This window comes from Bradyrhizobium sp. MI1.3 (genome assembly GCF_055811695.1).
Window position 1 is genome coordinate 47,916 of the sequence record NZ_JBVVPQ010000009.1, and the last position, 24,274, is coordinate 72,189.

The 24,274-nt window shown below is 64.5% G+C and carries 23 protein-coding genes; 10 read left to right on the plus strand and 13 right to left on the minus strand.

Going from position 1 to position 24,274, the window contains the following annotated elements; genetic code table 11:
• Positions 1-56 precede the first annotated feature (56 nt).
• The gene (locus tag AC0L3A_RS08590) at positions 57-602 is read left to right on the plus strand and encodes a response regulator (protein ID WP_007602647.1); all 546 of its coding nucleotides are present in this window, start codon (positions 57-59) and stop codon (positions 600-602) included.
• Between the two features lie 31 nt (positions 603-633).
• Positions 634-1,212: an Hpt domain-containing protein gene (locus tag AC0L3A_RS08595; RefSeq protein ID WP_219683812.1), complete on the plus strand. Its 579-nt coding sequence runs from the start codon at positions 634-636 to the stop codon at positions 1,210-1,212.
• A 122-nt stretch (positions 1,213-1,334) separates the two neighbouring features.
• Here the strand turns inward: AC0L3A_RS08595 and AC0L3A_RS08600 are convergent, their stop codons facing one another.
• The 4 genes from AC0L3A_RS08600 to folE form a co-directional block, all read right to left on the minus strand.
• Positions 1,335-2,510: a DUF2336 domain-containing protein gene (locus tag AC0L3A_RS08600; protein WP_219683814.1), complete on the minus strand. Its 1,176-nt coding sequence runs from the start codon at positions 2,508-2,510 to the stop codon at positions 1,335-1,337.
• A 205-nt stretch (positions 2,511-2,715) separates the two neighbouring features.
• Positions 2,716-3,795: a lytic transglycosylase domain-containing protein gene (locus AC0L3A_RS08605; RefSeq protein WP_219683816.1), complete on the minus strand. Its 1,080-nt coding sequence runs from the start codon at positions 3,793-3,795 to the stop codon at positions 2,716-2,718.
• Positions 3,796-3,882: 87 nt separating this feature from the next.
• Positions 3,883-4,305, minus strand: a complete 423-nt coding sequence (gene hisI / locus AC0L3A_RS08610) for a phosphoribosyl-AMP cyclohydrolase (protein ID WP_219683818.1) — start codon at positions 4,303-4,305, stop codon at positions 3,883-3,885.
• Positions 4,306-4,332: 27 nt separating this feature from the next.
• Entirely contained in the window at positions 4,333-5,025 is a 693-nt protein-coding gene (gene folE / locus AC0L3A_RS08615) for a GTP cyclohydrolase I FolE (RefSeq protein WP_007602630.1), read from the minus strand.
• A gap of 231 nt (positions 5,026-5,256) precedes the next feature.
• On the opposite strand from folE, the gene AC0L3A_RS08620 reads away from it, so the two are divergent.
• A complete protein-coding gene (locus AC0L3A_RS08620) occupies positions 5,257-5,712 on the plus strand; it encodes an iron-sulfur cluster assembly scaffold protein (RefSeq protein ID WP_473254084.1) in 456 nt (151 codons plus the stop codon).
• 62 nt (positions 5,713-5,774) lie between these two features.
• Here the strand turns inward: AC0L3A_RS08620 and AC0L3A_RS08625 are convergent, their stop codons facing one another.
• Positions 5,775-6,674 carry a COG3904 family protein gene (locus AC0L3A_RS08625; protein WP_219683820.1) on the minus strand — a complete coding sequence of 300 codons (900 nt, stop codon included), beginning with the start codon at positions 6,672-6,674 and terminating at the stop codon, positions 5,775-5,777.
• Positions 6,675-6,915: 241 nt separating this feature from the next.
• Here AC0L3A_RS08625 and yidD point away from each other — a divergent pair, with 241 nt between their 5' ends.
• Complete coding sequence (gene yidD, locus AC0L3A_RS08630) at positions 6,916-7,254, plus strand: membrane protein insertion efficiency factor YidD (RefSeq protein WP_035994626.1); 339 nt, start codon at positions 6,916-6,918, stop codon at positions 7,252-7,254.
• Between the two features lie 90 nt (positions 7,255-7,344).
• Positions 7,345-7,557 (plus strand): hypothetical protein, encoded by a 213-nt coding sequence (locus tag AC0L3A_RS08635; protein ID WP_007602626.1) that lies wholly within the window; start codon positions 7,345-7,347, stop codon positions 7,555-7,557.
• Positions 7,558-7,566: 9 nt separating this feature from the next.
• Here AC0L3A_RS08635 and AC0L3A_RS08640 read toward each other — a convergent pair whose 3' ends face one another.
• From AC0L3A_RS08640 to AC0L3A_RS08650, 3 genes are read right to left on the minus strand one after another with little or no spacing between them, the layout of a single operon-like run.
• Positions 7,567-8,523 (minus strand): PDR/VanB family oxidoreductase, encoded by a 957-nt coding sequence (locus AC0L3A_RS08640; RefSeq protein WP_007602625.1) that lies wholly within the window; start codon positions 8,521-8,523, stop codon positions 7,567-7,569.
• Positions 8,520-9,041 carry an MOSC domain-containing protein gene (locus AC0L3A_RS08645; protein WP_219683822.1) on the minus strand — a complete coding sequence of 174 codons (522 nt, stop codon included), beginning with the start codon at positions 9,039-9,041 and terminating at the stop codon, positions 8,520-8,522. The genes AC0L3A_RS08640 and AC0L3A_RS08645 overlap by 4 nt, the downstream gene beginning before the upstream one ends.
• Before the next feature lie 55 nt (positions 9,042-9,096).
• Complete coding sequence (locus AC0L3A_RS08650) at positions 9,097-10,410, minus strand: MFS transporter (protein ID WP_219683823.1); 1,314 nt, start codon at positions 10,408-10,410, stop codon at positions 9,097-9,099.
• A gap of 356 nt (positions 10,411-10,766) precedes the next feature.
• On the opposite strand from AC0L3A_RS08650, the gene AC0L3A_RS08655 reads away from it, so the two are divergent.
• On the plus strand, positions 10,767-11,330 hold the full coding sequence (locus tag AC0L3A_RS08655; protein WP_007602622.1) for a helix-turn-helix domain-containing protein: 564 nt from the start codon (positions 10,767-10,769) through the stop codon (positions 11,328-11,330).
• 19 nt (positions 11,331-11,349) lie between these two features.
• On the opposite strand, the gene AC0L3A_RS08660 is transcribed toward AC0L3A_RS08655, so the two are convergent.
• Both AC0L3A_RS08660 and AC0L3A_RS08665 read right to left on the minus strand, forming a co-directional pair.
• Complete coding sequence (locus tag AC0L3A_RS08660; RefSeq protein WP_219683824.1) at positions 11,350-12,564, minus strand: hypothetical protein; 1,215 nt, start codon at positions 12,562-12,564, stop codon at positions 11,350-11,352.
• 2 nt (positions 12,565-12,566) lie between these two features.
• Positions 12,567-13,934, minus strand: coding sequence for an APC family permease (locus AC0L3A_RS08665; protein WP_007602618.1), 1,368 nt, complete (start codon positions 13,932-13,934; stop codon positions 12,567-12,569).
• A 329-nt stretch (positions 13,935-14,263) separates the two neighbouring features.
• On the opposite strand from AC0L3A_RS08665, the gene AC0L3A_RS08670 reads away from it, so the two are divergent.
• A complete protein-coding gene (locus AC0L3A_RS08670; protein WP_007602614.1) occupies positions 14,264-15,607 on the plus strand; it encodes an alpha/beta hydrolase in 1,344 nt (447 codons plus the stop codon).
• A 33-nt stretch (positions 15,608-15,640) separates the two neighbouring features.
• On the opposite strand, the gene AC0L3A_RS08675 is transcribed toward AC0L3A_RS08670, so the two are convergent.
• On the minus strand, positions 15,641-16,033 hold the full coding sequence (locus tag AC0L3A_RS08675; protein ID WP_219683825.1) for a hypothetical protein: 393 nt from the start codon (positions 16,031-16,033) through the stop codon (positions 15,641-15,643).
• A gap of 92 nt (positions 16,034-16,125) precedes the next feature.
• Positions 16,126-17,298, minus strand: coding sequence for an MFS transporter (locus AC0L3A_RS08680; RefSeq protein WP_219683826.1), 1,173 nt, complete (start codon positions 17,296-17,298; stop codon positions 16,126-16,128).
• 186 nt (positions 17,299-17,484) lie between these two features.
• On the opposite strand from AC0L3A_RS08680, the gene thrS reads away from it, so the two are divergent.
• From thrS to AC0L3A_RS08695, 3 genes are all read left to right on the plus strand, one after another.
• Entirely contained in the window at positions 17,485-19,566 is a 2,082-nt protein-coding gene (gene thrS / locus AC0L3A_RS08685) for a threonine--tRNA ligase (protein ID WP_219683827.1), read from the plus strand.
• A gap of 93 nt (positions 19,567-19,659) precedes the next feature.
• Complete coding sequence (locus AC0L3A_RS08690) at positions 19,660-20,223, plus strand: nitroreductase family protein (protein ID WP_007602608.1); 564 nt, start codon at positions 19,660-19,662, stop codon at positions 20,221-20,223.
• A gap of 42 nt (positions 20,224-20,265) precedes the next feature.
• A complete protein-coding gene (locus tag AC0L3A_RS08695) occupies positions 20,266-21,534 on the plus strand; it encodes a serine hydrolase domain-containing protein (protein ID WP_007602606.1) in 1,269 nt (422 codons plus the stop codon).
• Here the strand turns inward: AC0L3A_RS08695 and AC0L3A_RS08700 are convergent.
• The gene (locus AC0L3A_RS08700) at positions 21,520-23,982 is read right to left on the minus strand and encodes a putative bifunctional diguanylate cyclase/phosphodiesterase (RefSeq protein WP_219683828.1); all 2,463 of its coding nucleotides are present in this window, start codon (positions 23,980-23,982) and stop codon (positions 21,520-21,522) included. The genes AC0L3A_RS08695 and AC0L3A_RS08700 overlap by 15 nt on opposite strands.
• Positions 23,983-24,274: the final 292 nt, after the last annotated feature.

The window sequence follows — 24,274 nt, forward strand, 5'->3', positions numbered from 1 at the left end:
CATTAACCCCCGGCGAGATATGGTTAACGAAAGTTGACCGCTCCGGCCCGGGCTCCATGTTCCGCATCGATTTCAACAAGCTGCGTTTCCTCGTCTGCGACGACAATCCGCACATGCGCCGCATCCTGCGGACGCTGCTGCATTCGTTTGGCGCGCGTGAAGTCTACGAGGCCGAGGACGGCGCCACGGCGCTGGAAATGTACAGCCATTACGTGCCCGACATCGTCATCACCGACTGGGCGATGCCGATCTTCGACGGGCTCGAGCTGGCGCAGATGATCCGGCAGCCGGAATCCAAGGGCAATCCCTACGCGCCGATCATCATGCTGACCGGCCATTCCGAGAAGCGCCGCGTCACGGTGGCGCGCGATGCCGGCGTCACCGAATTCCTGGCCAAGCCGATCTCGGCCAAGGGGCTCTACCAGCGCATCCTCAACGTGGTCGCCAGTCCCCGCCCCTTCATCAAAACCAAGACCTATTTCGGCCCGGACCGGCGCCGCAACATCAACTCCGCCTATATGGGCCCCGAGCGCCGCGTCGGCGAAAAGCACGAGGTGCTGCAGCAGCCCTCGCTGCTCGACAAGGCCCGCTCCACCATCTAGCGCAACGTCTCTCACGATCGAGGCCGATATCATGGCGAAGAACAGCGCAAGAGACATCGAGATCAAGGCCTTCGCCACGCATCAAATCATCACGCAGCCCAACCCGCTGCGGTCGGTCCTGCGCCGCGTCGAAGACAAGGACATGGACGATCCGGTCGGCCGCGCCGAACAGGCGCTCGCGGGCCTTGCCGGCGAGTTCAAGGACTGGATGGCGACCGAGATCAACCGGCTGTCGGCGGCCTACGTCGCCATCCGGCACGACGGCTTCACCAAGGACAGGCGCGACGAGTTGTTTCGCGCCGCGCACGACATCAAGGGCGATGCCGCGACTTTCGGCTATCCGGCGGCGGCGGGCGTAGCCGAGAGCCTGTGCCGCGTCATCGAGCACGCGCCCGATCTCGAAAAGGTGCCGGCCGAGCTGTTCACGCACCACATCAACGCCATCCTCGCCATCGTGCACGAGAACACCAAGCTCGACAGCATCAGCGTCTCCGCCGAGCTCAGCCGGCGCCTGCGCAAGGTCGCCGACGATTATCTCGCCGACGCCAACCGCGATCGCCCCGAGCATCTCGAGGTGATCCTGGCGCCGAGCATCGCGCCGGCGGGGTAGCTTCGCCGTTCGCGAGGTGTGGTAGGGTGGGCAAAGCGAAGCGTGCCCACCAGTCGCCATGAATTGTGCGGAGAGACGGTGGGCACGGCGCAATGCGCCTTTGCCCACCCTACGTCGTCTCGTTACGCTGCAATCAGCTCGCCATACACCGGATCAACCATCTCCTCCGCGACCAGCTCGTCGCAGAACAGCCTTGCCTCTTCGCGTGCGGATTCGGTGGCGAAGCGGCGCAGCAGGACCATCAGCGGCTCGGTCGCGCCGCGGTCGGTCTCGCAATGGGTGAGCACGCGCTCGACCATGCGGCGGCGCAGCCTCGCCGCATTGTCATCGCTGTCGACGAAGCCCTGCTCGTGGCAGGCATCGAGCGCGACCTGGAAGGCCGCAAACGTCGCCTCGGGAAGCCCGGCGCGGCGGAGCAGCGCGTGCAGGCTATTGCCGCCGCGATCGTGCAGCAGCGCGGACACGCGCGCCAGCGGCAGCTCGGCGAGCTCAGCCAGCGCCGCATGGAAGAGATCCAGATTGCTCGACAGCAGCGCGCGCAGAATGAGACCCGCGGTGAGCTGGCCGGTGATGCGCAGGTGCCGAACAAGCCCTTCCATGTCTTCGCCGCGCGAGCGCGCCGCGATGTTCATGGTGGAGCGATCGCGGGCCTCGGTCGCGATGCGCTCGGCGCGGTCGGCAGTCAGCCAGTTCCGGGCGACGACGAATTGAGCCAGCGTCTCCGAGAGTTTTGCCACCAGCGCGGCGCGCGTTGCGGACGGCAGATCCTCCAGCACCAGCATCGCCTCGCGGATCGCGGCGAGATGGCCGTGACGCTCGACGATGCGATCCCAGGAGAACGGCGCAAGCTCGGCATGAGGATTTTCGATCAGCTCGAGCGCTGCCGCCGCGCAGCCGACTTCGGCAATGGCGGCGCAGACCGATACCGGCAGCGCGATGCGGCGCGCGACTGCGCACTGCACCTCGTCGTTGCCGGTCGCGACGATGTCGACGAGATCGGCGTCGATCAGCAGCGGAGAATGTTCGAGCACGGGCAACGCGACGGTCGGCTGGTCCCCCGACAGCGCCCGCACGATCGACGCGGGCGCCTCGGTACTGCGCGCAAACGCCTCGGCCATCGCCTGCCGCACCAGCGGCGAGGGATCGTCGAGCAGCATCAGAAGCGCGCCTTCAGCGGCAACACGGTCATCATGGGAAAGGTCTGAGATCAGCCAGGCCCGGGCCAGCGCCCGCGTTGCCTCGGCCCGCTCGCCAGCGGGCGCCGTCCTGATCCAATTGATGAACTGCCGAACAATCATGGTGCTTCCGGCTTACGCAACGAAGACGAAGCGGTGACGGCTTGTCACCTGCAACACAAAATAAACCACGACGCTTAACAAAGCGTTCACCATAACTGGCTGGTTTTATTGACGTTTTGTTAAGGGAACAAAGGCGGCCCGTTCACGCACCGGGACCTGCGCGCAGCGTTCACGCTGCGACGTATCCGAGACACGGGCGCGCGAATTAGCTTGAGAACGTGCCGCTGCGATCGCTGAAGAGATCAAGAGGCTGCGGCGGCCGGACGTCGGGCGTTGCCGACGCGGCCGAGGTCGCGGGTGCGACCGAAGTGAGCGAGGCATTGTTGCCCCACAATTTCTGCACGGTCGTCGAGACCGGCTGGGTGGTGTCGCCGGGCTGATAGATCGAGCGAAACACCGGCGTGCTCGGTGCATTGTCCGCGACCGTCGTCGGCGCCGTCGCGCTGACCGGCGTCACCGCGCGTGTGTTCGGAAAGGACTGGAGATACGCGGCATTGTCGATCAGCGGCGCGGCAGGCTGTACGCCGTTGGCGCTCGCGACCTGCGTGGTCGACGGCGTGCCGCCATACATCGCCATCGCGCTGCGGGTGGTTTTCGAATTTGCCGCGCCGGCGTAGCGTGCATCCAGCACCGAATAGACCTCGGAAACGCTGCGCGCGCGGCCGTCCTTGGCGTAGAAGATAGAGCGATTGGCGGACGCCGCGTTGGGAAACAAACGCGCGCCGACCGCTTGCGGATTGTCCTCGGCATTGGCGATCAGTTTCGCGGCGCCGCCGACGCCCATGAAATGCGCCATGTAGAGTTCGCTGTCGGACGGCCTGCGGCCGAGCAGGCCGGTGAGCTTGAAGCTGTTCGACTGCGTCAGCGCCGCCGCCATGCTGGAGGCGGCCTCCGGATCGTCGCGCAGCTTCATGATCGACCGCTTCATCGCGGGATCATCGACGGTGTAGGTGCCCGACGACGTCCTGGTGATGGCGTCGGAATAATTGCCATAGCCGAGCTGGGTGCCGGCTTCCTTCACCGTGCCGAGCCAGGTCTGGTCGATGAACTGGTAGAGCCCGTGCGCGGATGACGTAGTCGCCGCCGCCGTGGGATCGAAATCCGATTCCATCTTGGCGGTGGTCAGCATGTACTGGAAGCTGATGCCGGTCCGGTTGGAGACCTGATTGATCGCACCGGCGACGCGTGCCCGCGACGGATCGAGAACCGCCGTCTGAGAGGCACTGGAGTTGTCGACCGACATAATGAAGTGCCCGCACCGCACGGCGTTGAGTGGCGCCGGCAATTCGGCGCCCTGTCGTCTCACCGTGGGACAGGTATGGTTAATGCGGGGTTAATTCGGCCGTCAGCCCTACCCTCAATGACGGCAGGATTATTTCTTGTACACCGCGTCCGGATCGAACAGCCTGTCCGCATCGACAAAGACGAGCCTGGCGCCGCCGCCTTCGGCCTCGACCTTGCGGTAGAAGCAGGACCGGCGGCCGGTGTGACACGCCGCGCCGATCTGCTCGACACGGAGCCAGACCGCATCCTGATCGCAATCGGTGCGGATCTCGACCACGCGCTGGGTCTGACCTGAGGTCTCACCTTTTCGCCACAAGGCATTGCGCGAGCGGCTGAAGTACCAGGCCTCGCCGGTCGCGATGGTCTTGCGCAGCGCCTCGTCATTCATGTGCGCGACCATCAGCACGTCGCCAGTGGCGACGTCGGTCGCGACGACGGTCACGAGGCCGGCCGCGTCGAACCTGGGAAGGAAGGCGAGACCTTCCTCGGTTTCATGGGAGTGAGCAGACACAACGCCCTCGCCGGTCTATTCGCGAGGTCAGCGCTGCAGACCTCGCACCAGGGACAGAAAACGAGCCTGCTCCGCCGGATTGTCGCGGAACATGCCGGTGAAGCGGCTGGTGAAGGTGGAGGCGCCATGCTTGGCGACGCCGCGCACCGACATGCAGGTATGCTCGGCCTCGATCAGCACGGCGACGCCGCGCGGCTTGAGGATCTCGTCGATCGCCGCCGCGATCTGCGCGGTCATGTGCTCCTGGGTCTGGAGCCTGCGGGCGAAGATGTCGGTGAGGCGCGCAAGCTTCGACAGCCCGACCACGCGTTCCACCGGCGTGTAGGCGATGTGCGCCTTGCCGTAGAACGGCATCATGTGATGCTCGCATTGCGAGGTGAACTCGATGTCGCGCACAAGCACGAAATCATCATAGCCGGCGGTCTCGCCGAAGGTGCGATCGAGCACTTCGGCCGGGCACTGGTGATAGCCCTGATAGAGTTCGTCGAAAGCCTCGACCACGCGGCGCGGCGTGTCGAGCAGGCCCTCGCGGTTGGTGTTCTCGCCGATATAGGCGAGCAGCGTCTTCACTGCCTGCTCGGCCTCGGCGCGCGCGGGGCGCGGCTGGTCGGCCCGGACGGCGGCGGCGAGGAATTCGGAAGGATCAAGCTCCGCCGGACGGCTCTCGGGCTGCCGGTCGGAGGGCTTGTTGGGGCGGATGGATTTGATGGTAGCGTCCATGTCGACTCCGTTCGACGGCCTTGCGGCCGGAGTGTCACCGGCAGACGGGGCGGCGAACCGCCGGACGCCTGAGAGAACAGTTTCGGCGAAAAAATCTGCAAGCTGTAACGCCGGCAGCAGGGTTCTGCATCACACCACTGCTGCAGCGCTGGACTGTTTTTCCGCCAGTTCCGACCCTATATAAGGCCGTGGACGGCGCACGCCAAGGCCGATCCTGCTGGACTCCATCACATGCTGAACGACATTTATAACAAGCGGATCATCGAACTGGCCGGGAATATTCCGCGGCTCGGGCGGTTGCCGGATCCCGATGCCACCGCCACCGCCCATTCCAAGCTGTGCGGCTCGACCGTCAAGGTCGACCTCAAGATGGAGGGCGAGAAGGTCACTGACTTTGCCCACGACGTGAAGGCCTGCGCGCTGGGACAGGCTTCTTCATCCATCATGGCAAGTCAGATCGTCGGATCGACTGCGAGCGAACTCCGTGAGTTACGCGAAACTGTTCGCAAGATGCTGAAGGAGAACGGCACGCCTCCTGAAGGCAAATGGGAAGAGATCAAGTTCCTCGAGCCGGTCCGCGACTACAAGGCGCGCCACGCCTCGACGCTCCTGACCTTCGATGCCGTGGTCGATGCCATCGGCCAGATCGAGGCGAAGGCGAAGCAGCCGGCTGCGGCGCAAGGCTGATTCCGGCGGAGGTTGATCCCGGGCTCGTCGCTGGGCCCGGATATAGATCAGAGATTCCGAGGCTACTTCTGCGATGCCGCGACCGGCGTGGCCACGCGGCCCGTCGGCACCAGGGCTTCCGCCGTCTTGGTCGACTTGGCAGGCTGCTCCGGTTCCGCACCGAACCTCGCCTGGGTCTTCGGTGCAAGCTCCGCCATTGCCGGCGCGGAGATATCGACATGCGGCAACACGTCGGCCACGAGATCCGTCGTCACGAGATTGGTAAGCTTGAGCTCGCCCGCATCGAGCTCGTGCAAATCTTCCCACGGCGGGACGCTGAGCGCGAGCGACAGCAGGTCGCCGGCACCGCCCATGTCGAACGTGTATTTGGCGAGCCGGCCGATATCGCGCTCCACGATCATCAGGTCCTGCGCGCTGTAGCTCGCGGCCTTGGCATCGTCGGCGCGATCACCCATCCAAATCTGATGGACCCGCACATGGGCCGCTTCCGGCACGTAGCGCTTCTTGCCCGCCAGCAGCAGGAACACGCACATGGATTCGCAATAGGCCTCGGGCGCGACCGCCGGCCGAACCGTCTGCCCGCCGCGGGTCTGAACGCTGATACCGACCGTGGTCAAAAGTCCGAGATTGCGAAAGCGCCGGCCGAGCGTGATCGCGTCGTTGACGGAACCGCCACTGGAATCGAGCACCACGGTGGCGCCGCCGAGCTGGCGTCCGCGGGAAAATTCTTCGAAGTCCCGGGGCGTATCGGCGGTGATGATACCCACCGCACTGACCCACCCGCGGCAATTCGGTTCGCAGGCGACCCAATTGAACTTCATCGGCAGCTTGCGTTCTTCGAGGGCAGCACCGGCCCGAGCCGACGACCCGAGCGTCGCGACGGCGCCAGCCAGCACGACCCCACAAGCGGCGGTTCCTACCAGCAACCAGCCGCGAAGATTGAGCGCCTTCAGAAGTTTCAAACTGGTCCCTTCCCCAAGCCCAAAGCAATAAGCCAAAGCCGATTCAGGCAAGCCCCGTTCTGACGTTCCATGAGTCTCACATGGGCGTCACAAAAATGGTATCCGGGGGAATACAGATCGTCCATAGGTACTTGCTGCACTGCTCCCAAAAAGCACGCAAAATATGGCGTGCAAACAACAGCTTACAGTTCCCTGCATCGGAACCACGCAAAACCTCGCCCACGATCTCTGCAAAGCGCCCATGAAGCAATCAGCCTGCGAGCACTGTTCCAATTCCGTCGCGGGCGCGCTCCGGCTTCCGCGCAGATTCGGCCGCGCGCTGATCTGGATCTACCGCCACACGCTCTCGCCCTTGGTTGGCTACAATTGCCGGCACCTGCCGACCTGCTCCGCCTATGGCGACGAGGCGATCGAAAGGTTCGGGCTGTGGGCCGGCGGCTGGATGACGCTGGCGCGCCTGCTCCGTTGCAATCCCTTCGGCACCTCGGGCATCGACAACGTGCCCCTCACCGCGCCACAGGGCGCGCGCTGGTACTCGCCCTGGCGCTACGGCCGCTGGCGCGGTGTCAATGCATCCTAAGCACGGCGCGGCGCCTCACGCGTCGCTACCTTGAGTGGAACCGAAATTCTCCCCTCGCGTTGATGTGATGCTCCCGCGGGAGGAAAAACAATGCGCTGGAAAATCAGCCCTCATTTTCACTTCAGGTCTGGACCGGATTCGCGGATTGGTTCGCGAGGCCACGATCCCAGAACCCTCGACATGCTCGCCATCATTGTCCTCTTGATGCTCGCGGTCGGCTCCGGCTGGTATCTGGCCACGAGCACTGCCACGCCGCCCAGTACGACGGCGTTCATCGTGCCGAGCCAGAGCGTGCACTGGTAGAGCTAGACTTTAGAGGTCCAGCACCAGCCGGTCGGCATCCGATCCGGCGACGCAGATCATGAGAAAGCGTTCGCGCTCATACGGCGACAAGACGCGGTCGCGGTGCACGGGCTTGCCCTCGATCCAGCCGACCCTACAGGCGCCACAGATACCGCCGCAGCAGGACGTCGATATATCGATTCCTCCTTCCTGCAAGGCCGCCAGCATGGTCTGGCCGGCGCGAACCGGGATTTCGGTCCCCGTACGCGCCAGCAACAGCGTGAAGGGCTTTGCGTCAGGGTCGATCACCGGTGGCGGCGCGACGAAACGCTCGATGTGAACATTGGCTGCGGGCCAGGCTGCGGTCAGGCGCTCGAACTCGTCGGTCATGCCTTCCGGCCCGCAGCAGGCGACCATCGTCTGCCCCCCAACTTCGCCGACCAGCGAAGCGAGATTCGGACGCCCGGCGCAGGACGTGCGGTGCACGACGACACGCCCCTCATCGATCAGCGGCGCGAGGTGTGCGGCAAGCGGCACCTCCTCGCGCACGATGAGGTGCAGCACAAAGCCTGTATTGCCAATCTGCAGGAGGTGACGGGCCATCGACAAGAACGGCGTTACACCGATGCCACCGGCGACGAACACATGATGCGCAATGTCCGCACCCGGCTCCAGCCCGCCGCGCGGCAGTGACACGCCGATGACGTCGCCTATGCCAACCTCGTCGTGAAGCGCGCGCGAACCGCCGCGCCCATCGGCCTCGCGTTTGACCGCGATGACGTAACGCGAGTTGTCGGCGGGCTCGTTGCACAGCGAATAGGTCCGCACGAGACCGTTCGGCAGATGCAGGTCGATGTGGGCGCCGGGCTTGAACGGCGGCAGGTCCCAACGGTCGGGATCGGCCAACGTGAACACCTTGATCCCCGCACCGGCCTCTTCGATGCCGGCGACAACCGTCTTGATCGTCGTTATCGGCCGTGCGCTCATGCCATGTTCCGCACGGTGTCGCCGACCCTGACGATGCCGCCTTGCAATATCCTGCAGTTGAGGCCCGAGCGGTTGATGAGCGGATCGAAGATCGCCTTGCCGGTGATCTCCTCGATATGCCGGCATGGGATCGATAATCGGGTTGCTTCCAGCAAGGTCTCACCTAACCAGAAGCGGCGGCCGACCAGATGGTTCAACGGCACGCCCTCGACCGTCACGTTGCGGCGATGCTCCTCGGGACTGAGTTCGATTCCCGCGTCGCGCTTGAGCGCAACCAAGGTTTCGAGCTCGAACAAGGTGACCTGCCGGCCCTCTTCGGGCTTGTGCGAATAAAATCCTTCCTCGCGCCCGATCATGTAGCGGTCGCCTTCTATCCCTTGGCCGGCGACGAGAACGAGCTGCTCCATCGCGCGCATTGGCAGGAACGCGCGTGGAGCGAGATGGAGGAAGCGGACCAAGCCAGTCCAGCCGAGGCGTGCTGTGCTATCGGCCGAGCCGGCGCCTATCTCATCGAGCATGACAAAATCCTTGTGAGAAGCGATGGCGCGCCGCCGGCAGCGGCGCGCCGCGGGATCAGGTCAGTTCCTTGTTCGCCATTTCCGGCGCGAACGTGGTCGCGGTCGCCGTGATGGCGGCGCAGCCAATCAGCAGCAGCGAAACCGGCCAGGTGGCGCCGCCACTCCAGCCCATCAGAGCCGCCGCAATCAGCGGCGTCAATCCGCCACTGATGGCGGCCCCGACCTGGAACCCGAGCGAGGCGCCGCTATAGCGCAGCCGCGCGGAAAACAGCTCGGAGTACCAGGGCGCGCCGATGCCGAACATCACCATCTGCCCGAAAGTAATCGCCACCACGATGGTCCAGATGACGATGGTGGGATCGCGGGTGTTGAGCAGCCAGAACAGCGGAAAGGCAAACAGCGCCGAAAACAGACAGCTTGCATAGAACATCTTTTTGCGCCCGACGATGTCGGACAGCCAACCGAACAGCGGAATGGCGAGCAGCGCGACCAGCGATGCCGCGAAGGCGCCGTTCAACACCACCGTACGCGATAAGCCAAGATTCGCGGTGGCGTAGGACATCACGAACACGCCGCCGATGCTGGCATAGGCGATCTCCGAGATCTTCAGTCCGACCGCGGTAAAGAAAGGACGGCGGTGATGCCTGAAGATCTCGACCAGCGGCAGACTTGCGACCTCCTTTTTGGCCTGGACCTGGCGGAAGGCCACGGTCTCTTCCATGTTGAGGCGGATGTAGAGACCGACGCCGACCAGCAAGATCGAGATCAGGAACGGAATGCGCCAGCCATAGGACATGAACTCACTTTCTGGCAGGCTCGCCACCAGCGCAAACATGCCGATCGCGGCGAGATTGCCGATGGGATTGCCGACCTGCACCATGCTGCCGAGCAGGCCGCGGCGGTGCGTCGGACAATTCTCCACCACCATCAGCACCGCACCACCCCATTCGCCGCCGAGGCCAATGCCCTGGAGGAATCGCAGGCCGATCAAGAGCAGCGGCGCGGCGATCCCGATCTGCTGATAGGTCGGAAGCAAGCCGATCAGAAAGGTGCCGATGCCCATCACCATGATCGTGATCGCGAGCATCGCCTTGCGGCCCACCCTGTCGCCGTAGTGACCGAAGATCGCGGCGCCAAGCGGTCGCGCCAGAAAGCCGACCGCATAAGTGCCGAAGGCCGCGATCGTGGCGAGCGCGGGGTTGCCGGCAGCGAAGAAGACCTTGTTGAAGACCAGCGCGGTCGCCGTGCCGTAGATGAGGAAGTCGTACCATTCGACCGCGGTGCCGATCACGCTCGACCACACGATCCGCCGCAAGCTCGCCGCCTCGTCCGGGGCTACGTTCAGGGTTACGTCGTCTGCTACGGTCATCGATGTCTCCAAAAAGTACCGGCGCCAGGGAAAGCAGTTGGTTCTGTCCGCGGAGCCCATCGGCAGCCGGACGGTAAAAATCGATCATGTTTACTGTTGGAAATCAACGGTGCGGAACGCGGCAAATGCCGTCCGGAGCGGCAAAGCACGCTTATTGCCCTTTAATTGAGCTGATTTAGGCGATAAACCAGAGTCTTTGCTTACAATATCTGCGACCTTGCTCTAAATTTCTGCACATATGTTTTCCTTTGGAATACAGCCGGCGCGTACACGGAAGGGACAGCGCGCACCCGCCGGACTGGCAGTCGAGCGGCATCTGTTGCAAAAGAGACGTCAGCAATTCGGGAGACTCATGCGTGCTTGACGTCAGCAAAGCGGCAGCCGTCGGGGCCAACATTCGCCAGGCGCGCATCGCCAAGGGCCTGACACTGGACCAGCTTGCCAAACAGAGTGATCTCACGCGCGGCTATATCTCGCTGGTCGAGCGCAACCTGAAGATCCCTTCGCTCGCCGCCCTGCTACGGATGGCAGCCGCGCTCGAGGTCAACGTCGCGACCTTCTTCGACCCGAACGCCGAGCCCGCGCCGCGCTACACGCTGTTCCGCCGTGAAGGCGGCAGCGTGCCGCTGTTTCAGGACACCTTTGGCGTAGTGCCACTGGCAACCGGCCGCACCCGCAAGATGATGGAGCCGTTCCTCCTGAGCCCGCCGCACAAGTCGGCGACGCGCGCCTCGCATGCGGGCGAGGAGTTGCTGTTTGTCATCAACGGCAAGATCGCGATCAAGCTCGACGGCGAAGAACTCGTCCTCGGCAAGGGCGATTGCCTATATTTTTCAGGCGAGACACCGCACGAGGTCAGGAGCCTCGGCCGACAGAAGGCGGAGGTCCTGGTTGTGGTCGCCCAGAGCCCGGCGGCGTAACGCCGGCCGAGCACCAGGTTTAGCGGGACCAGAAAAAGCGCCCGGGTGGCGGCGGGACCGGCTCGGGCGGACGTGGCCGCTTCGGACGCGGTGGTTTCGGCGAGGGCTCGGCGGACGAGGTGGTCTCCGCGCCGGGCGCTGTCTCGCTTGCCGGCACCTTCACCGCCAGCAGCAAGTTCGATTCGTGCATCCGCCAGCGGTAGCCGACGCCGAAATCGATCGGCTGGGCGCGCGTGAACAGCGCGGCGTAGCGTTCCTGGTAGCGGCCGGGAAATTCGCTGATGGGTCCGAGATAGCGGCCGAACGGGAAGAAGCGCCATTGCCGCGAATTGTAGCTCGAAAGCGGAATGCCGGAATCGTCCTGGACGATGGTCGCGCTGTTGGCGAGCAACCAGTCGCGCGCGACGGTGAAATTGCCGGAGTGCAGCAGATAAGACGCGCTCTTGATCAGGCTGTTGCCGGGGCCGAGCGTCTCGCAGAACTTCAGGAAGCCGGCTGCGCGTGCACCTGAATTGGAGAGATCGGTCGAGAAATAATACAGCGTGCGCGCCTCGCCGTCGGGGCCTGCAAAGGTGATGCGGGCGCCGCGCGTCGCGTTCGGTCCGGGGTTGTCGTTGCCGACATGCATCCCGCCCTTGTCGTCGAGTGCAACCATTTCGACATTGCGGATGGTCTTGCCGGAGCGGACGAGGAAGACGTAGAGGATCGGCAAGGTGCCGTTGACCTGGTTGGTGTGCAGGTCGACCTTCATTTGCTTGGTGATGAAGAAGGAAAAACTCAGGATCGAGCCGAGCGAGCGCTCGACATTGTAGAGCGCGGCGCCGACCGAACCGCGTGGCAATCGCGTCAGGTCAGCCACCGCACCGACCGGCTCCAGCGCGCCGAGCACGTAAGTGCTGGCCTTCGAATAGAAGGCGTTGGCGTAGAGGAAGTCGGGGCCGCTGAACAAATAAAACATGGTCGGTCTGGGCGCCGCCAGATTGACGTCGGCCCAGTTGCGGATCTTCGAGAGCTGGCGCTCCTCAAGCTGGGCGAAGGCGCCGTCGAAGAATCTCGCGTGGCGCTGCCAGCCCGGGTCCTTTGTGAGCGGCACCAGCGGCGAATCCGCCGAAGGCTGCATGCCCGCGAGGAAGCGCGCGGTGTCGTCGAAGGTTGCCTCGGCAGCACGTGCGGACGGGACGGCCGCAGCCAGCAAGGCGAGAGCCACGGCCGCAATTCTCATGGGTCGAAACATGTCTATTCGCGATTGTGTGACGTGCCAGCGGCGACCGGCCGCCTGCGGAAAACAGCATAAATCAACAGGCCCGAGAGCATGACGAGCATCCCCGACAGCGATTGCACGAGCCGCTCGGTCAACAAATAGTACATCATGAACCCGGTCACGAGCAGGAAAACGAGCGGCGTGAACGGGTATCCCCAGGCGCGATAGGGCCGCGGCAAATCGGGATCCGTGATGCGCAGCTTGATGACGCCGGCGACCGTGAAGAACGAGCAGAACAGCAGCGCGAACTGGATGAAGTCGAGCACGGCCTCGAAGCTGCGCGTGAACAGCAGCAGATTGGCGACGGCGAGCTGAAACAGGATCGCATAGGCCGGCGCGCCGCGCACCGATCTCTGCGAGAACACGCGCAGCGCCGGAATGTCCTCCCCCATCGTCATCATCACGCGCGGGCCGATCCACATCATCGCGCTGATCGAGGAGATCAGGCCGAAACAGATCATCGCGCCGACGATCCGGCCGCCGAGATTGCCGAAAATCGCGCTGCCGGCGACGCTGGCGACGTCGAGCTGACCCGCGAGCGCGCCGACCGGCGTCGAATGGAGAAACACCGCATTCAGCGCGACGTACAGCACGAGCACGATCAGCGTGCCCGCGAGCAGCGCACGCGGCAGGTCCCGCTGCGGCATGTTCATCTCGCCGATGATGTAGGTTGCGGCATTCCAGCCCGAGAACGAATACATCACGAAGACGAGCCCGATCGCGAAGGGCGCGCTGACGATATGCGCGAGATCGCCCGCCTGCGGCGTGAAGGCGATCGGCTGCGGCACGCCGACAATGAATCCTGCAACCAGGAAGGCAACGATCAGCACGACCTTCAGGATGGTCGAGATCAACTGGAAGGTCGAGGAGTGCCTGACCCCGGTCAGTTGCACGAGCGAGACCAGCCACACCACGGCGATGGCAAGCGGGATCGGCGGCACACCGGGCACGACCGATTTGGCGTATTCGCCGAAGGCCATCGCGGCGAGCGCGACGGGTGCTGCAAAGCCAACGGTCGCCGACACCCAGCCGGCGAGAAAGCCGAAGGCGGGATGATAGGCGCGGCCGAGGAAATTGTACTCGCCGCTCGAGCGCGGAAACATCGCGCCGAGCTCGCTGTAGGAGAATACCCCGCATAGCGCGACGATGCCGCCGACGGTCCACAGCAAGAGGATCGAGAAGCCTGAGGGGATGTCCTTGACCTGGAAGCCGAGGCTGGTGAAGACGCCGACCCCGATCATGTCGGCCACGACGATGGCGGTTGCGACCAGAACGGAGACCCCCGACCCGCGTCCGGTCAGCCGGCCGGTCCAGGGTGCAGTACCCGCATCTGATGCCGTCATCGCCGTCCTCAACCTCAGGCGTCACGCCTCGTGGGAAGCATCGTGCAGCTCGGTCCAGTCAATTCAAGCAGGGTTAACAAGGGTTAAATGAGGCGGGGCCAAATCGGTACTGCAGCACCATTAATGCACCATCCGGGCAATAAAGCTTCGTAAACACCGGGACATCCCGCCTCCCCCCCCCACAATCACGACACGATTGCGTGGTCCCTTCGAGCGTTCCGGATGTGGGGAAGTTTCTCCGGACACTTAACGTCGCCTAAACGCCCGTCGGCTCAATTGCCTTAATGATTGCCGATGGACTTGTGGTCATGACTTGGGGTCATGGGTGAATGGTCGGGGCCGTTCCGAAACCGAGAGCTGACATCCGCGCCGACCGGACCACGTCCGGCGCACGCGGTCGTGCGCTTCGGACCGCTCTGATCTCAGCCTTGGTGCCGTTGTCGCTGACGCTGGTTCAATGCGGCAAGGCGCCCAATCCGGCAGCGCTCGCGGCGAACTCGCAGGCCAATGTCCAAGGCAACGTCCCAGCCAACGTCCAGGTCGTCGCGAAGACAAGCCAGCAAGTCGCAAGCGGCGACACGTTCGAGGATCGCTTCCCGGCCCCCCAGTTCAAGGAGCGCTTCCCATCCGCGAGCGAGGGTTTTCTGCAACGGCAGATGTCCGACTTCTCACCCAAGCGCGCCGTGCAGCAGCAGCCGGAGCAGGCGCCCTACAAGGTCGCTTCGCTCGCGCCGCAGGCCCCCTACCAGCGTCCGCCACGCGAGGACCTGACGACGCTCGTCAGCATGAAATCGTCAGCTTTCCCCTATTTCGGCAACAACCCTGCCTCCGACGCGCCATTCCTCAACATCTCCAAGGGCGACCGCCGCGGCCACCGCAGCTATTCCGGGCGCGTGTTCTGGCAGGACGAGACTTACAACGACAACCGCGTCTTGATGCACGTGCCCGAACATTTCGACGTGCGGAAGCCCGGCGTGATCGTGGTGTTCTTCCACGGCAATGGCGCGACGCTGGAGCGCGACGTGCGCGACCGCCAGCTGGTGCCGCAACAGATCACCGATTCCGGCGCCAATGCCATCCTGCTCGCACCGCAGATGGCGGTCGACGCCGCCGATTCCAGCGCAGGAAAATTCTGGCAGGCCGGCGGCCTCAAGCGCTTCATCGACGAGTCGGCGAACCATCTGGCCCGGCTCACGGGCGATCCCAACAGCGCCCGCGCCTTCGCCAACATGCCGATCGTGATCGTCGGCTACAGCGGCGGCTTCCTGCCGACCGCCTGGAGTCTCGAGGTTGGTGGCATCAGCGACCGCGTCCGCGGCGTCGTGTTGCTCGACGCCGTCTATGGCGAGATGGACAAGTTCGCCTCATGGATCGAGAGCCACCGCTCCGGCTTCTTCGTCAGCTCCTACACCCGCTACACCGCGCGGCGCGACCGCGAACTGATGAGCACGCTGCGGCAGAAGGGCATCACCGTCTCCGAAGACATGGACGGCCCCTTGCGTCCGGGCAGCGTGGTGTTCGTCGAAACCGGGGACGGCATCACCCATCGTGACTATGTCAATCGCGCCTGGACGCAATATCCGCTCAAGGACGTGCTGGTGAAGATGTCAGCGACGCCGGCACTGGCGCTGACGCGCGTCGCAGCTACGGCGTCATCCGCATCGAGTCGCTGATTGGACGTGACTCGCTAAGCCTACGTCTGTCGCTCAGCTCTTTGGCAGCTTCGGAATGCTCTCGGCAAACCCATTGAAGCAGGCCAGCCGCTCGTCCTCTTCCTTGAAGAAACGGCAATCGGCGTAGCCCTTGGCCTTCGCCGGCTTCGGCTTTGGCGCCGGGGGGATCACGGCGTCGTAGCAATTGAGCCGGTCCTTGGTGCCGTCATCGAGGTCGAGGCAAGCCTGGAGCCGCGCCGCGATCGATTGTGGCTTGCCCTTCGGCGCCGCGGCCGGCTTGGCCGCCGCCTCCTTGGTCCCCGCCTTGGTGCCCTTGGGCTTGACTTGCACCAACGGCTTGTCCCCGACCATCGGCGGTGGCTTGTCGGCTTGCGCGAAAGCGGAGGCTGAATAGAGCACCGCGACAACCGCCAGAATCATCCTCATTTCAGTCAACCCTCTTTGGTCCCCATGCCTCGCCTTCTAGCGCTCCCGCGCGCGGTTTGCCAAGCACCTTGCGCACACGGACACGCTTCCGTTCAGGCCGGGGCGGCAGTTGCCGGCTGGGGCCGGGTCAGGACCACCAGGATCAGCGCGACCACGACGAAACCGACCGCGACGAAGCCGAGCGTGTGCAGGAGCCCGCGGGCGAACAACAGTCCACCGACGGCAGAGCCGATCGCCTGGCCGATATAGAGGACGGAGGTGTTGAGTGCGACAGTCGCCGATGCCAGCGATGGTGCGGCCGAGACCAGCCGCACCTGCTGCATCGAATTGGTCGAGGCAAAGCCGAGGCCCCAGATCGCGACCGCACCCGCCATCAACGCGAGCGTACCGGCGCCGAGCGCCCAGCCCGTGATCCCCGCAAGCAGCAGGCAGGTGAACAACAGCGAGGTGCGATAGGGTCCTGATGTGTCGACGATGCGGGTCGCGATGACAACGCCGAGGAAGCCACAGACGCCATAGAGAGCGAACACCAGGCCGATCGCATCGGGCCCTGCGCCGGTCAGCTTGTTGAGCAGCGGCCCCATGAAGGTGAACACCACGAACTGCCCGGACATCTGCAACATCGTGATCGCAAGCAGCAGCAGGATCGTTCTGTTGCGACCGACCGCGCTCCAGGTCTTCAGGTCCACCGGCGCCCCCTTCAAGCCCGCCGGCAGCCGCATCAGCAACAGCAGCAGGCTGACGCAACCGAGCGCGCCGATCCCGCCATAGGCCGCGCGCCAGCCATAGCGGCTGGCGATGAAGGTGATCAGCGGCAGGCCGACGGCGGCAGCGAGCGACCAGCCGAGAAAGATGTAGGCAATCGTGCTGCCGCGACGCTCCACCGGCACGATCAGCGCCGCCGTGCCGGCGGCCTGCGGCGTGTAAAGCGCGCCGACCGCGAGCAGCACCAGGCGGATGACGAGGAGGCTTGCATAGTCGGGCGCAAAGGCCGAAGCGAGGTTGCCAAAGGCGAGCACCGCCAGCGTCGTGGTGAGCAGCGCCCGGCGCTCGATGCGGCTGGTGAGCCAGGCCGTCAGCGGCGAGCCGATGCACAGGATGACAGCCCCGAAGGTGATCAGGAGCGCGGCCGCATGGATGCTGACGTCGAGCCCCGTCGCCAATTCCGGCAGCATGCCGGCCGGTGCCAAGACCGAGCAGCCGGTGACGAGATTGCCGAGCATCAGGGCGGTTGGCGCGAAACGGCCGGCGCGTGCATTTTCCATGCAAACGCATGTAGAACCGCCTTGCGACCAGTTAAAGGGCATTGCCCGGAATAGTTCGTGCAGCGCCCCCGCTTTTGCGCGCCGTTTTCTTGGAAATGCCGGATTGCGCAGGCCGAATCGCCTGATATATCGCTCGTTCCCGCTTACCTGCGCTCGTTCGCAGGAGTGAGCCTCAGGAGACATGCCATGACCGACCAGCCCACGGACCAATCCAAGGACCAATCCAAGTCCGAGCAGCCCAAATCCGAATCCGGCTTTCAGTACAGCCTCAGCAATTTGAGACCCGTGACCCCGCCGGAAAAAATCACCCTCACCTTCCCCGACGGCGCCCGGCGCGAATACGCCAAGAGCATCACCGGCCTTGAACTTGCCAAGGGCATTTCGCCGTCGCTGGCCAAGCGCACGGTCGCGATGGCGCTCGACGGCGTGATCTCCGACCTCGACGATCCCATCGAAGCCGATGCCAGGATCGAGCTGATCAACCGCGACGATCCGCGCGCGCTCGAGCTGATCCGCCATGACTGCGCCCACGTGCTTGCCGAAGCCGTGCAGACGCTGTGGCCGGGCACGCAGGTCACCATCGGCCCCGTGATCGAGAACGGCTTTTATTACGATTTCTTCCGCAACGAGCCGTTCACGCCGGAAGACTTTGCCGCGATCGAGAAAAAGATGCGCGAGCTCATCGCGCGCGACAAGCCTTTTACGAAGGAGGTTTGGGATCGCGAAAAGACCAAACGGGTGTTCCGCGACAAGGGCGAGGCGTTCAAGGTCGAGCTGGTCGACGCCATTCCCGGCAACGAGCCGATCAAAATCTATTACCAGGGCGACTGGTTCGATCTCTGCCGCGGCCCGCACATGACCTCGACCGGCAAGGTCGGCAACGCCTTCAAGCTGATGAAGGTGGCCGGCGCCTATTGGCGCGGCGACAGCAACAACCCGATGCTGACTCGCATCTACGGCACGGCATTCGCCAAGCAGGAGGACCTCGACGCTTATCTGAAGCAGATCGAGGAAGCGGAGAAGCGCGACCATCGTAAGCTCGGACGCGAGCTCGACCTCTTCCACTTCCAGGAGGAAGGCCCGGGCGTCGTGTTCTGGCACGCCAAGGGCTGGACCATCTTCCAGCAGCTGATCGCCTATATGCGGCGACGCCTCGCCGGCGACTACAGCGAGGTCAACGCCCCGCAGATCCTCGACAAGTCGTTGTGGGAGACCTCCGGCCATTGGGGCTGGTACCGCGAAAACATGTTCGCGGCGCAGTCGGCCGGCGAGGAGGCCGAGGACAAGCGCTGGTTCGCGCTGAAGCCGATGAACTGCCCCGGCCACGTGCAGATCTTCAAGCATGGCCTGAAGAGCTACCGCGACCTGCCGCTGCGGCTCGCCGAGTTCGGCGTGGTGCACCGCTACGAACCGTCCGGCGCGATGCACGGATTGATGCGCGTGCGCGGTTTCACCCAGGACGACGCGCACATCTTCTGCATGGAGGATCAGCTCGCCGACGAGTGCCTGAAGATCAACGAGCTGATCCTGTCGACCTACGCCGATTTCGGCTTCACCGGCGATCTCACGGTGAAGCTGTCGACCCGGCCGGAGAAACGCGTCGGCACCGACGCGATGTGGGATCACGCCGAGCGCGTGATGGCGACGGTGCTGCGCGAGATCCAGTCGCAGAACAATCACATCAAGACCGAGATCAATCCGGGCGAAGGCGCCTTCTATGGGCCGAAGTTCGAATATGTGCTGCGCGACGCCATCGGCCGCGACTGGCAGTGCGGCACCACGCAGGTCGACTTCAACCTGCCGGAACGGTTCGGTGCGTTCTACATCGACCACGACAGCGGCAAGAAGCCGCCGGTCATGGTGCACCGCGCGATCTGCGGTTCGATGGAGCGCTTCATCGGCATCCTGATCGAGCACTATGCCGGCAACTTCCCGCTCTGGCTGTCGCCGGTGCAGGTGGTGGTCACCACCATCACGTCGGAAGCCGACGAGTACGCCAAGCAGGTGTTGGAGCAAGTCCGGCGTGCGGGACTTCGGGCCGAGATCGACCTGCGCAACGAAAAGATCAACTACAAGGTCCGCGAGCATTCGCTGGCCAAGATTCCGGCACTGCTCGTGGTCGGCAAGAAAGAGGCCGAGACGCAGTCGGTCTCGATCCGCCGGCTCGGCAGCGACGGTCAGCAAGTGACGACGACGGCGGAGGCCATCGCCGCCCTCGTCGACGAGGCGACCCCGCCGGATGTGAAGCGGAGCCGCGGCGCGGCCTGACATCTGAAATCGGTCTAAACTCGCTTTCGGTTGCGGGCGTGCATTCCTATGTGGGGACTGCACGCCCGACGACCAGCCGAAGAGGAAACCGCAGTGCCCGATGCCATCGAACTCCTGAAGACCCGCCGCTCGGTCAAGCCGCGCGAGATGTCCGGACCCGGCCCCTCCCCGGCCGAGCTCGAGACCATCCTCACCATCGGCGCGCGCGTGCCCGACCATGGCAAGCTCGCGCCCTGGCGCTTCATCATCTTCGAGGGCGATGCGCGCCAGCGCGCCGGCGAGGTGATCGCGAAGGTGTTTGCCCGGAAGAATCCCGGCGCGGCGGCGGCCGATGTCGAGACCGAGCGCAAGCGCCTCACGGATGCGCCGCTGGTGATCGGCATCGTCAGCTTCACCAAGCCGCATCCGAAGGTGCCGGCCTTCGAGCAGGAATTGTCGGCCGGCGCCAGCGTCATGAACATCGTCACGGCCGCGACCGCGCTCGGCTACGGCGCGTGCTGGCTGACCGGCTGGTTCGCGTTCGATCGCGACGTGCTGGATGGCCTCGGCCTCAAACCGGACGAGAAACTCGCCGGCTTCGTCCATATCGGCAAGCCGACCAGGCCGAGCGAGGACCGTCCGCGACCGGTCCTTTCCGAAATCGTGACGCGATTTTAATCGAAGGCGTGTTGACGCCTTCGACGTCTTGAGGAAGCCCGGATGAAGCGTCGTGAATTTCTGGTCGGAGCCGCGCTGCTGGCCGGCACGATGGCGCGGGCCCGCGCCGCCGACATCCCCGCTCCGTCGTCCGAGGGGCTCGACCGCATCACCGCGTACTTTGACAACGAGGTGACGAGCGGCCGGCTGCCGGGCGCCGTGGTCCTGGTCCAGCAGCACGGCAAGCCGGTCTATCTGAAGACTTTCGGCGTGCGCGACACCAGGACGGGCCTCGCGATGACGCCCGATACGATCTTCGCCATCCACTCGATGACCAAGCCGGTCACGTGCCTTGGCGCGATGATGCTGATCGACGAGGGTAAGCTCGCGCTCACCGACCCGGTGTCGAAATACGTTCCCCTCTTTGCCGATACCAAGGTGGGACTTGAGGTCACCAATCCCGACGGCACGTTGCATCTGGATCTCGTGGCGCCGATCCGTCCCGTCAACATCGAGGATCTGCTGCGGCACACCTCCGGCATCAGCTACGACTACATCGGGGGCAAATGGGTCGAGCAGGCCTACAAGGCCGCCAATATCTTCGAAGGTCAATTCGACAACAGGGAATTCGCCCAACGCATCGCGAAGCTGCCGCTGGCGCGGCAGCCGGGGACCCTGTGGCGCTACGGTCATTCCACCGACGTGCTCGGCAGCGTCATCGAGATCATCTCGGGCCAGACGCTGTACGCATTCCTCAAGCAGCGCATCTTCGATCCGCTCGGCATGAGCAGCACCAAGTTCGCGCTGGCGACCGAGGACGAGCTCGCGCGGATGGCGCGGCCGCTGCCGAACGACAACATCCTGCTCGCCGCCGAGCGCGAGCGCCTCGACCATCCCGAATGGCAGTCCGGCGGCGGCGGGCTGCTCTCGACCATCACCGACTATCAGCGCTTCGCGCAGATGCTGCTCAATGGCGGCGAGTTCGACGGCAAACGCTATCTGAGCCCCGCCGCGTTCAAGGCCATGACGACCGATCACGTCGGGCCGGGCTCGGGCGTCGGACGCGATTACTTCTATTTTCCGGGCGACGGCTTCGGCTATGGCTATGGCCTCGCGGTGCGGACCGATCCCGGCAACGCCAGACCGCCGCCGCCGGGCTCGCTCGGCGAGTTGAAATGGGACAGTGGCAGCGGCACCTATTTCGGCGTCGATCCCAAGCTCGACATGGTCTACCTGCTGATGCAGCAGACCCAGAACGAACGCAGCCGCATCACGCCCGCCTTCAAAGCGCTGGTCTATGATTGTTATCCGTCCGAGTTACGCCGCCCGTGAAGCACGCTGGCCGAAATCGGCGAGCAGCTTTGCGATCTCGGCCGCGGGCCGCGCAGCGCTGAACAAGAAGCCCTGCACTTCGTTGCAGCCTTCGGCGCGCAACCACGCGAGCTGATCCTCGGTCTCGACGCCTTCCGCGGTCGTGGTGATGTTGAGGCTGCGGCCAAGCCCCGAGATCGCGCGAACGATCGCGACGCAATCGGGCCGCCCTGCCAGATCCTTGACGAAGGAGCGGTCGATCTTGATCTTGTCGAAGGGGAAGCTGCGGAGATAGCTGAGGCTGGAATAGCCGGTGCCGAAATCATCCATGGAGATGCTGACGCCGAGCTCGCGCAACTGATGCAGGATGGCGAGATTGGCGTCGGTCTCGGCCAGGAAGATCGACTCAGTGATCTCCAGCTCGAGCCGCTTCGGCGACAGGCCGGACTGCGCCAGTGCCGAGATCACGACCTGAACCAGATTGCGGCTTCGGAACTGCGCCGGCGACAGATTGACCGCGACCTTGACGTCGACGGGCCATTTCACCGCCTCGGAGCAAGCTACGCGCAGCACCCACTCACCAAGCTGGGTGATCAGGCCGATGTCCTCGGCGACCGGAATGAACTCCGCCGGCGAGATCATGCCCTTGTCGGGGTGATGCCAGCGCAGCAGCGACTCGAAGCCGGAGATGCGGTCGGAGGCGATCGAGACCAGCGGCTGGTAGTGCAGCTCGAACTCGCCATTGGCAAACGCGCGGCGCAGATCGAGCTCCATGTCACGGCGCTTCTGCGCCTGCAGATCCATCTCGCGCTCGAAGAAATGATGCACGCCGCCGCCGTCGGATTTCGCCCGGTACAGCGCCATATCGGCGTTGCGCATCAACTCTTCCGACGTCGTACCGTCGCCCGGCGATAGCGCGATGCCGATGCTGGCGCCGATCACCATCTCCTGACCCTCGATCTCGTAGGGCGCCTTCAGCAGGTCGATCAGCAAGCCCGCGCAGGCGCTGGCCTCGTTGGGCGTGACGTCGGCCGCCAGGATCACCGCGAACTCGTCACCGCCGAGCCGGGCCGCGAGATTGGCGCCGCGGACCGCGGTGCTCAGACGGGTGGCAACCTCCTTCAACAGGCGGTCGCCCACCGGATGGCCGAAGGAATCGTTGACGTTCTTGAACAGGTCGAGGTCGAGGTAGAGCACGCCGACCCGCTTTCCGCTGGCCTGGTCGAGCGCCTGCTTCAAGCGCTCCTGGAAATATTCGCGGTTCGGCAGATCGGTGAGCCCGTCATGGTGCGCCATGTGGGCGATCCGCGCCTCGGCCTTGCGCCGTTCGGTGATGTCGACCACCGCGACCAGATATCCGTCGCGATCGTCGAAGGCGACGCGGCGGCCGAAGGTCAGCACCTCGATCTCGCTGCCGTCGGCGCGCAGATGCCGCCAGTTGCGCGAGGAGTGATAGGCGTCGCCGACGCGTTCGAGCGCCTCGGCGTGGCTGCCCCATTCGTCCTGCGGCCAGATTTCGTGCAATTTCATGCGCAGGAAGGTGGCGCGGCTGTAGCCGTAATGCTGGACCGCGGCGTCGTTGACGCTGAGAAACTGCTTGCTCGCGGCGTCGAACACCCACATCGGCATCGGGTTGTTGTCGAACAGCAGGCGGAAAGAGGCGTCGCGCCGCTTCAACACAGTGACATCCGAGATCGTCAGCGAGACCACGTCGGCAAACGCGGTGGCGCTCAGCCGGAGATGGCGTCCGTCGCTCTCGATCTCGAGCTGCTCGCCGCGACCGCCGGAGACGGCTTTGAGCAAGAATTCCATGACTTCAACCGAGGCCAGCAGCGTGTCCCCCTCGCCGATGCGGCGCCACAGCAGGCTCGCCCCTTCGGCCTTCAGCAGCAGCGCCGCACTCTTGTTGTGGTGCACGACCTGGAGATCGAACGGCTTGCCATCCGCGTCGCGCAGCGTCGCCAGCGAGACCACCGCGTCGTCGGTCGAAGCGAAGATCGCGTCCAGGAGATTGTATTGCGCGCCGCGTTCGTTGATGTAGGCGCCGACCAGCGTCGCGCCCCAGCGCGATGCGGTCGGAAGCGCCAGCACATCAAACGTCCTGACCATGCCGTCGCGCACGCAATGGGCGCTGGCCAGGTGTGGCCGCCCGTTGGCGAGCGCGCTCGCCGCGGCTTCCAACAGCGCGGTAGCGCAATCGGGCGAGAGCGCGGCAACCGGGATGTCCCAGCGCTCTTCGCCGAGCCATTTCTGCACGTAGCGTCCGCTGCGCGACAGTTCGAGCGCGCCGTCGCCCTTGAGCAGCGCGATGTGGTCGGCGAGCCGTCCCAGGCTGCCGAGCATCACGTCCTCGTAGCGCGGCAGCCGTTCGCCCGGCTTCAACGCGGCACGCCATTTGCGCTGAAGCACCGGGATGTCGTCGAACATTTCGGCGGCCGGTTTTCCCGACACTTTCTTCACGGCACTCATGGCAGTCCCCAACGCACTTTCCGCTGCATCCAATGCAGCCGCGCTTAACGGCGTGTAAAGAGCGCACGAGCGCGGGTTCCGTTCGGCGATTATGACAGTTTAAAGTCGGGCGTTGGTTAGTGGGCGTTAGAGACTGTGACGGTTTTGCGAAGGCGTTGCGTAGGAGGCGCGTGAGACCGAAGCTTTGGCGCACCGCTGCATCAGCATCGTCATTGCGAGCGCAGCGAGGGCCCAGACCAAAATTGAGCGGGGGGGGGGCGGGGTGTGTGTGTGGGGGGGGGGGGGGCGGGGG

Coding starts and splice junctions, on each gene's coding strand:
- AC0L3A_RS08590 (WP_007602647.1), top strand. CDS start 57: ATGTTCCGCATCGATTTCAACAAGCTGCGTTTCCTCGTCTGCGACGAC.
- AC0L3A_RS08595 (WP_219683812.1), top strand. CDS start 634: ATGGCGAAGAACAGCGCAAGAGACATCGAGATCAAGGCCTTCGCCACG.
- AC0L3A_RS08600 (WP_219683814.1), bottom strand. CDS start 2,510: ATGATTGTTCGGCAGTTCATCAATTGGATCAGGACGGCGCCCGCTGGC.
- folE (WP_007602630.1), bottom strand. CDS start 5,025: ATGGACGCTACCATCAAATCCATCCGCCCCAACAAGCCCTCCGACCGG.
- AC0L3A_RS08620 (WP_473254084.1), top strand. CDS start 5,257: ATGCTGAACGACATTTATAACAAGCGGATCATCGAACTGGCCGGGAAT.
- yidD (WP_035994626.1), top strand. CDS start 6,916: ATGAAGCAATCAGCCTGCGAGCACTGTTCCAATTCCGTCGCGGGCGCG.
- AC0L3A_RS08635 (WP_007602626.1), top strand. CDS start 7,345: ATGCGCTGGAAAATCAGCCCTCATTTTCACTTCAGGTCTGGACCGGAT.
- AC0L3A_RS08640 (WP_007602625.1), bottom strand. CDS start 8,523: ATGAGCGCACGGCCGATAACGACGATCAAGACGGTTGTCGCCGGCATC.
- AC0L3A_RS08645 (WP_219683822.1), bottom strand. CDS start 9,041: ATGCTCGATGAGATAGGCGCCGGCTCGGCCGATAGCACAGCACGCCTC.
- AC0L3A_RS08650 (WP_219683823.1), bottom strand. CDS start 10,410: ATGACCGTAGCAGACGACGTAACCCTGAACGTAGCCCCGGACGAGGCG.
- AC0L3A_RS08660 (WP_219683824.1), bottom strand. CDS start 12,564: ATGTTTCGACCCATGAGAATTGCGGCCGTGGCTCTCGCCTTGCTGGCT.
- AC0L3A_RS08665 (WP_007602618.1), bottom strand. CDS start 13,934: ATGACGGCATCAGATGCGGGTACTGCACCCTGGACCGGCCGGCTGACC.
- AC0L3A_RS08670 (WP_007602614.1), top strand. CDS start 14,264: ATGGTCGGGGCCGTTCCGAAACCGAGAGCTGACATCCGCGCCGACCGG.
- AC0L3A_RS08675 (WP_219683825.1), bottom strand. CDS start 16,033: ATGAGGATGATTCTGGCGGTTGTCGCGGTGCTCTATTCAGCCTCCGCT.
- AC0L3A_RS08680 (WP_219683826.1), bottom strand. CDS start 17,298: ATGGAAAATGCACGCGCCGGCCGTTTCGCGCCAACCGCCCTGATGCTC.
- thrS (WP_219683827.1), top strand. CDS start 17,485: ATGACCGACCAGCCCACGGACCAATCCAAGGACCAATCCAAGTCCGAG.
- AC0L3A_RS08695 (WP_007602606.1), top strand. CDS start 20,266: ATGAAGCGTCGTGAATTTCTGGTCGGAGCCGCGCTGCTGGCCGGCACG.
- AC0L3A_RS08700 (WP_219683828.1), bottom strand. CDS start 23,982: ATGAGTGCCGTGAAGAAAGTGTCGGGAAAACCGGCCGCCGAAATGTTC.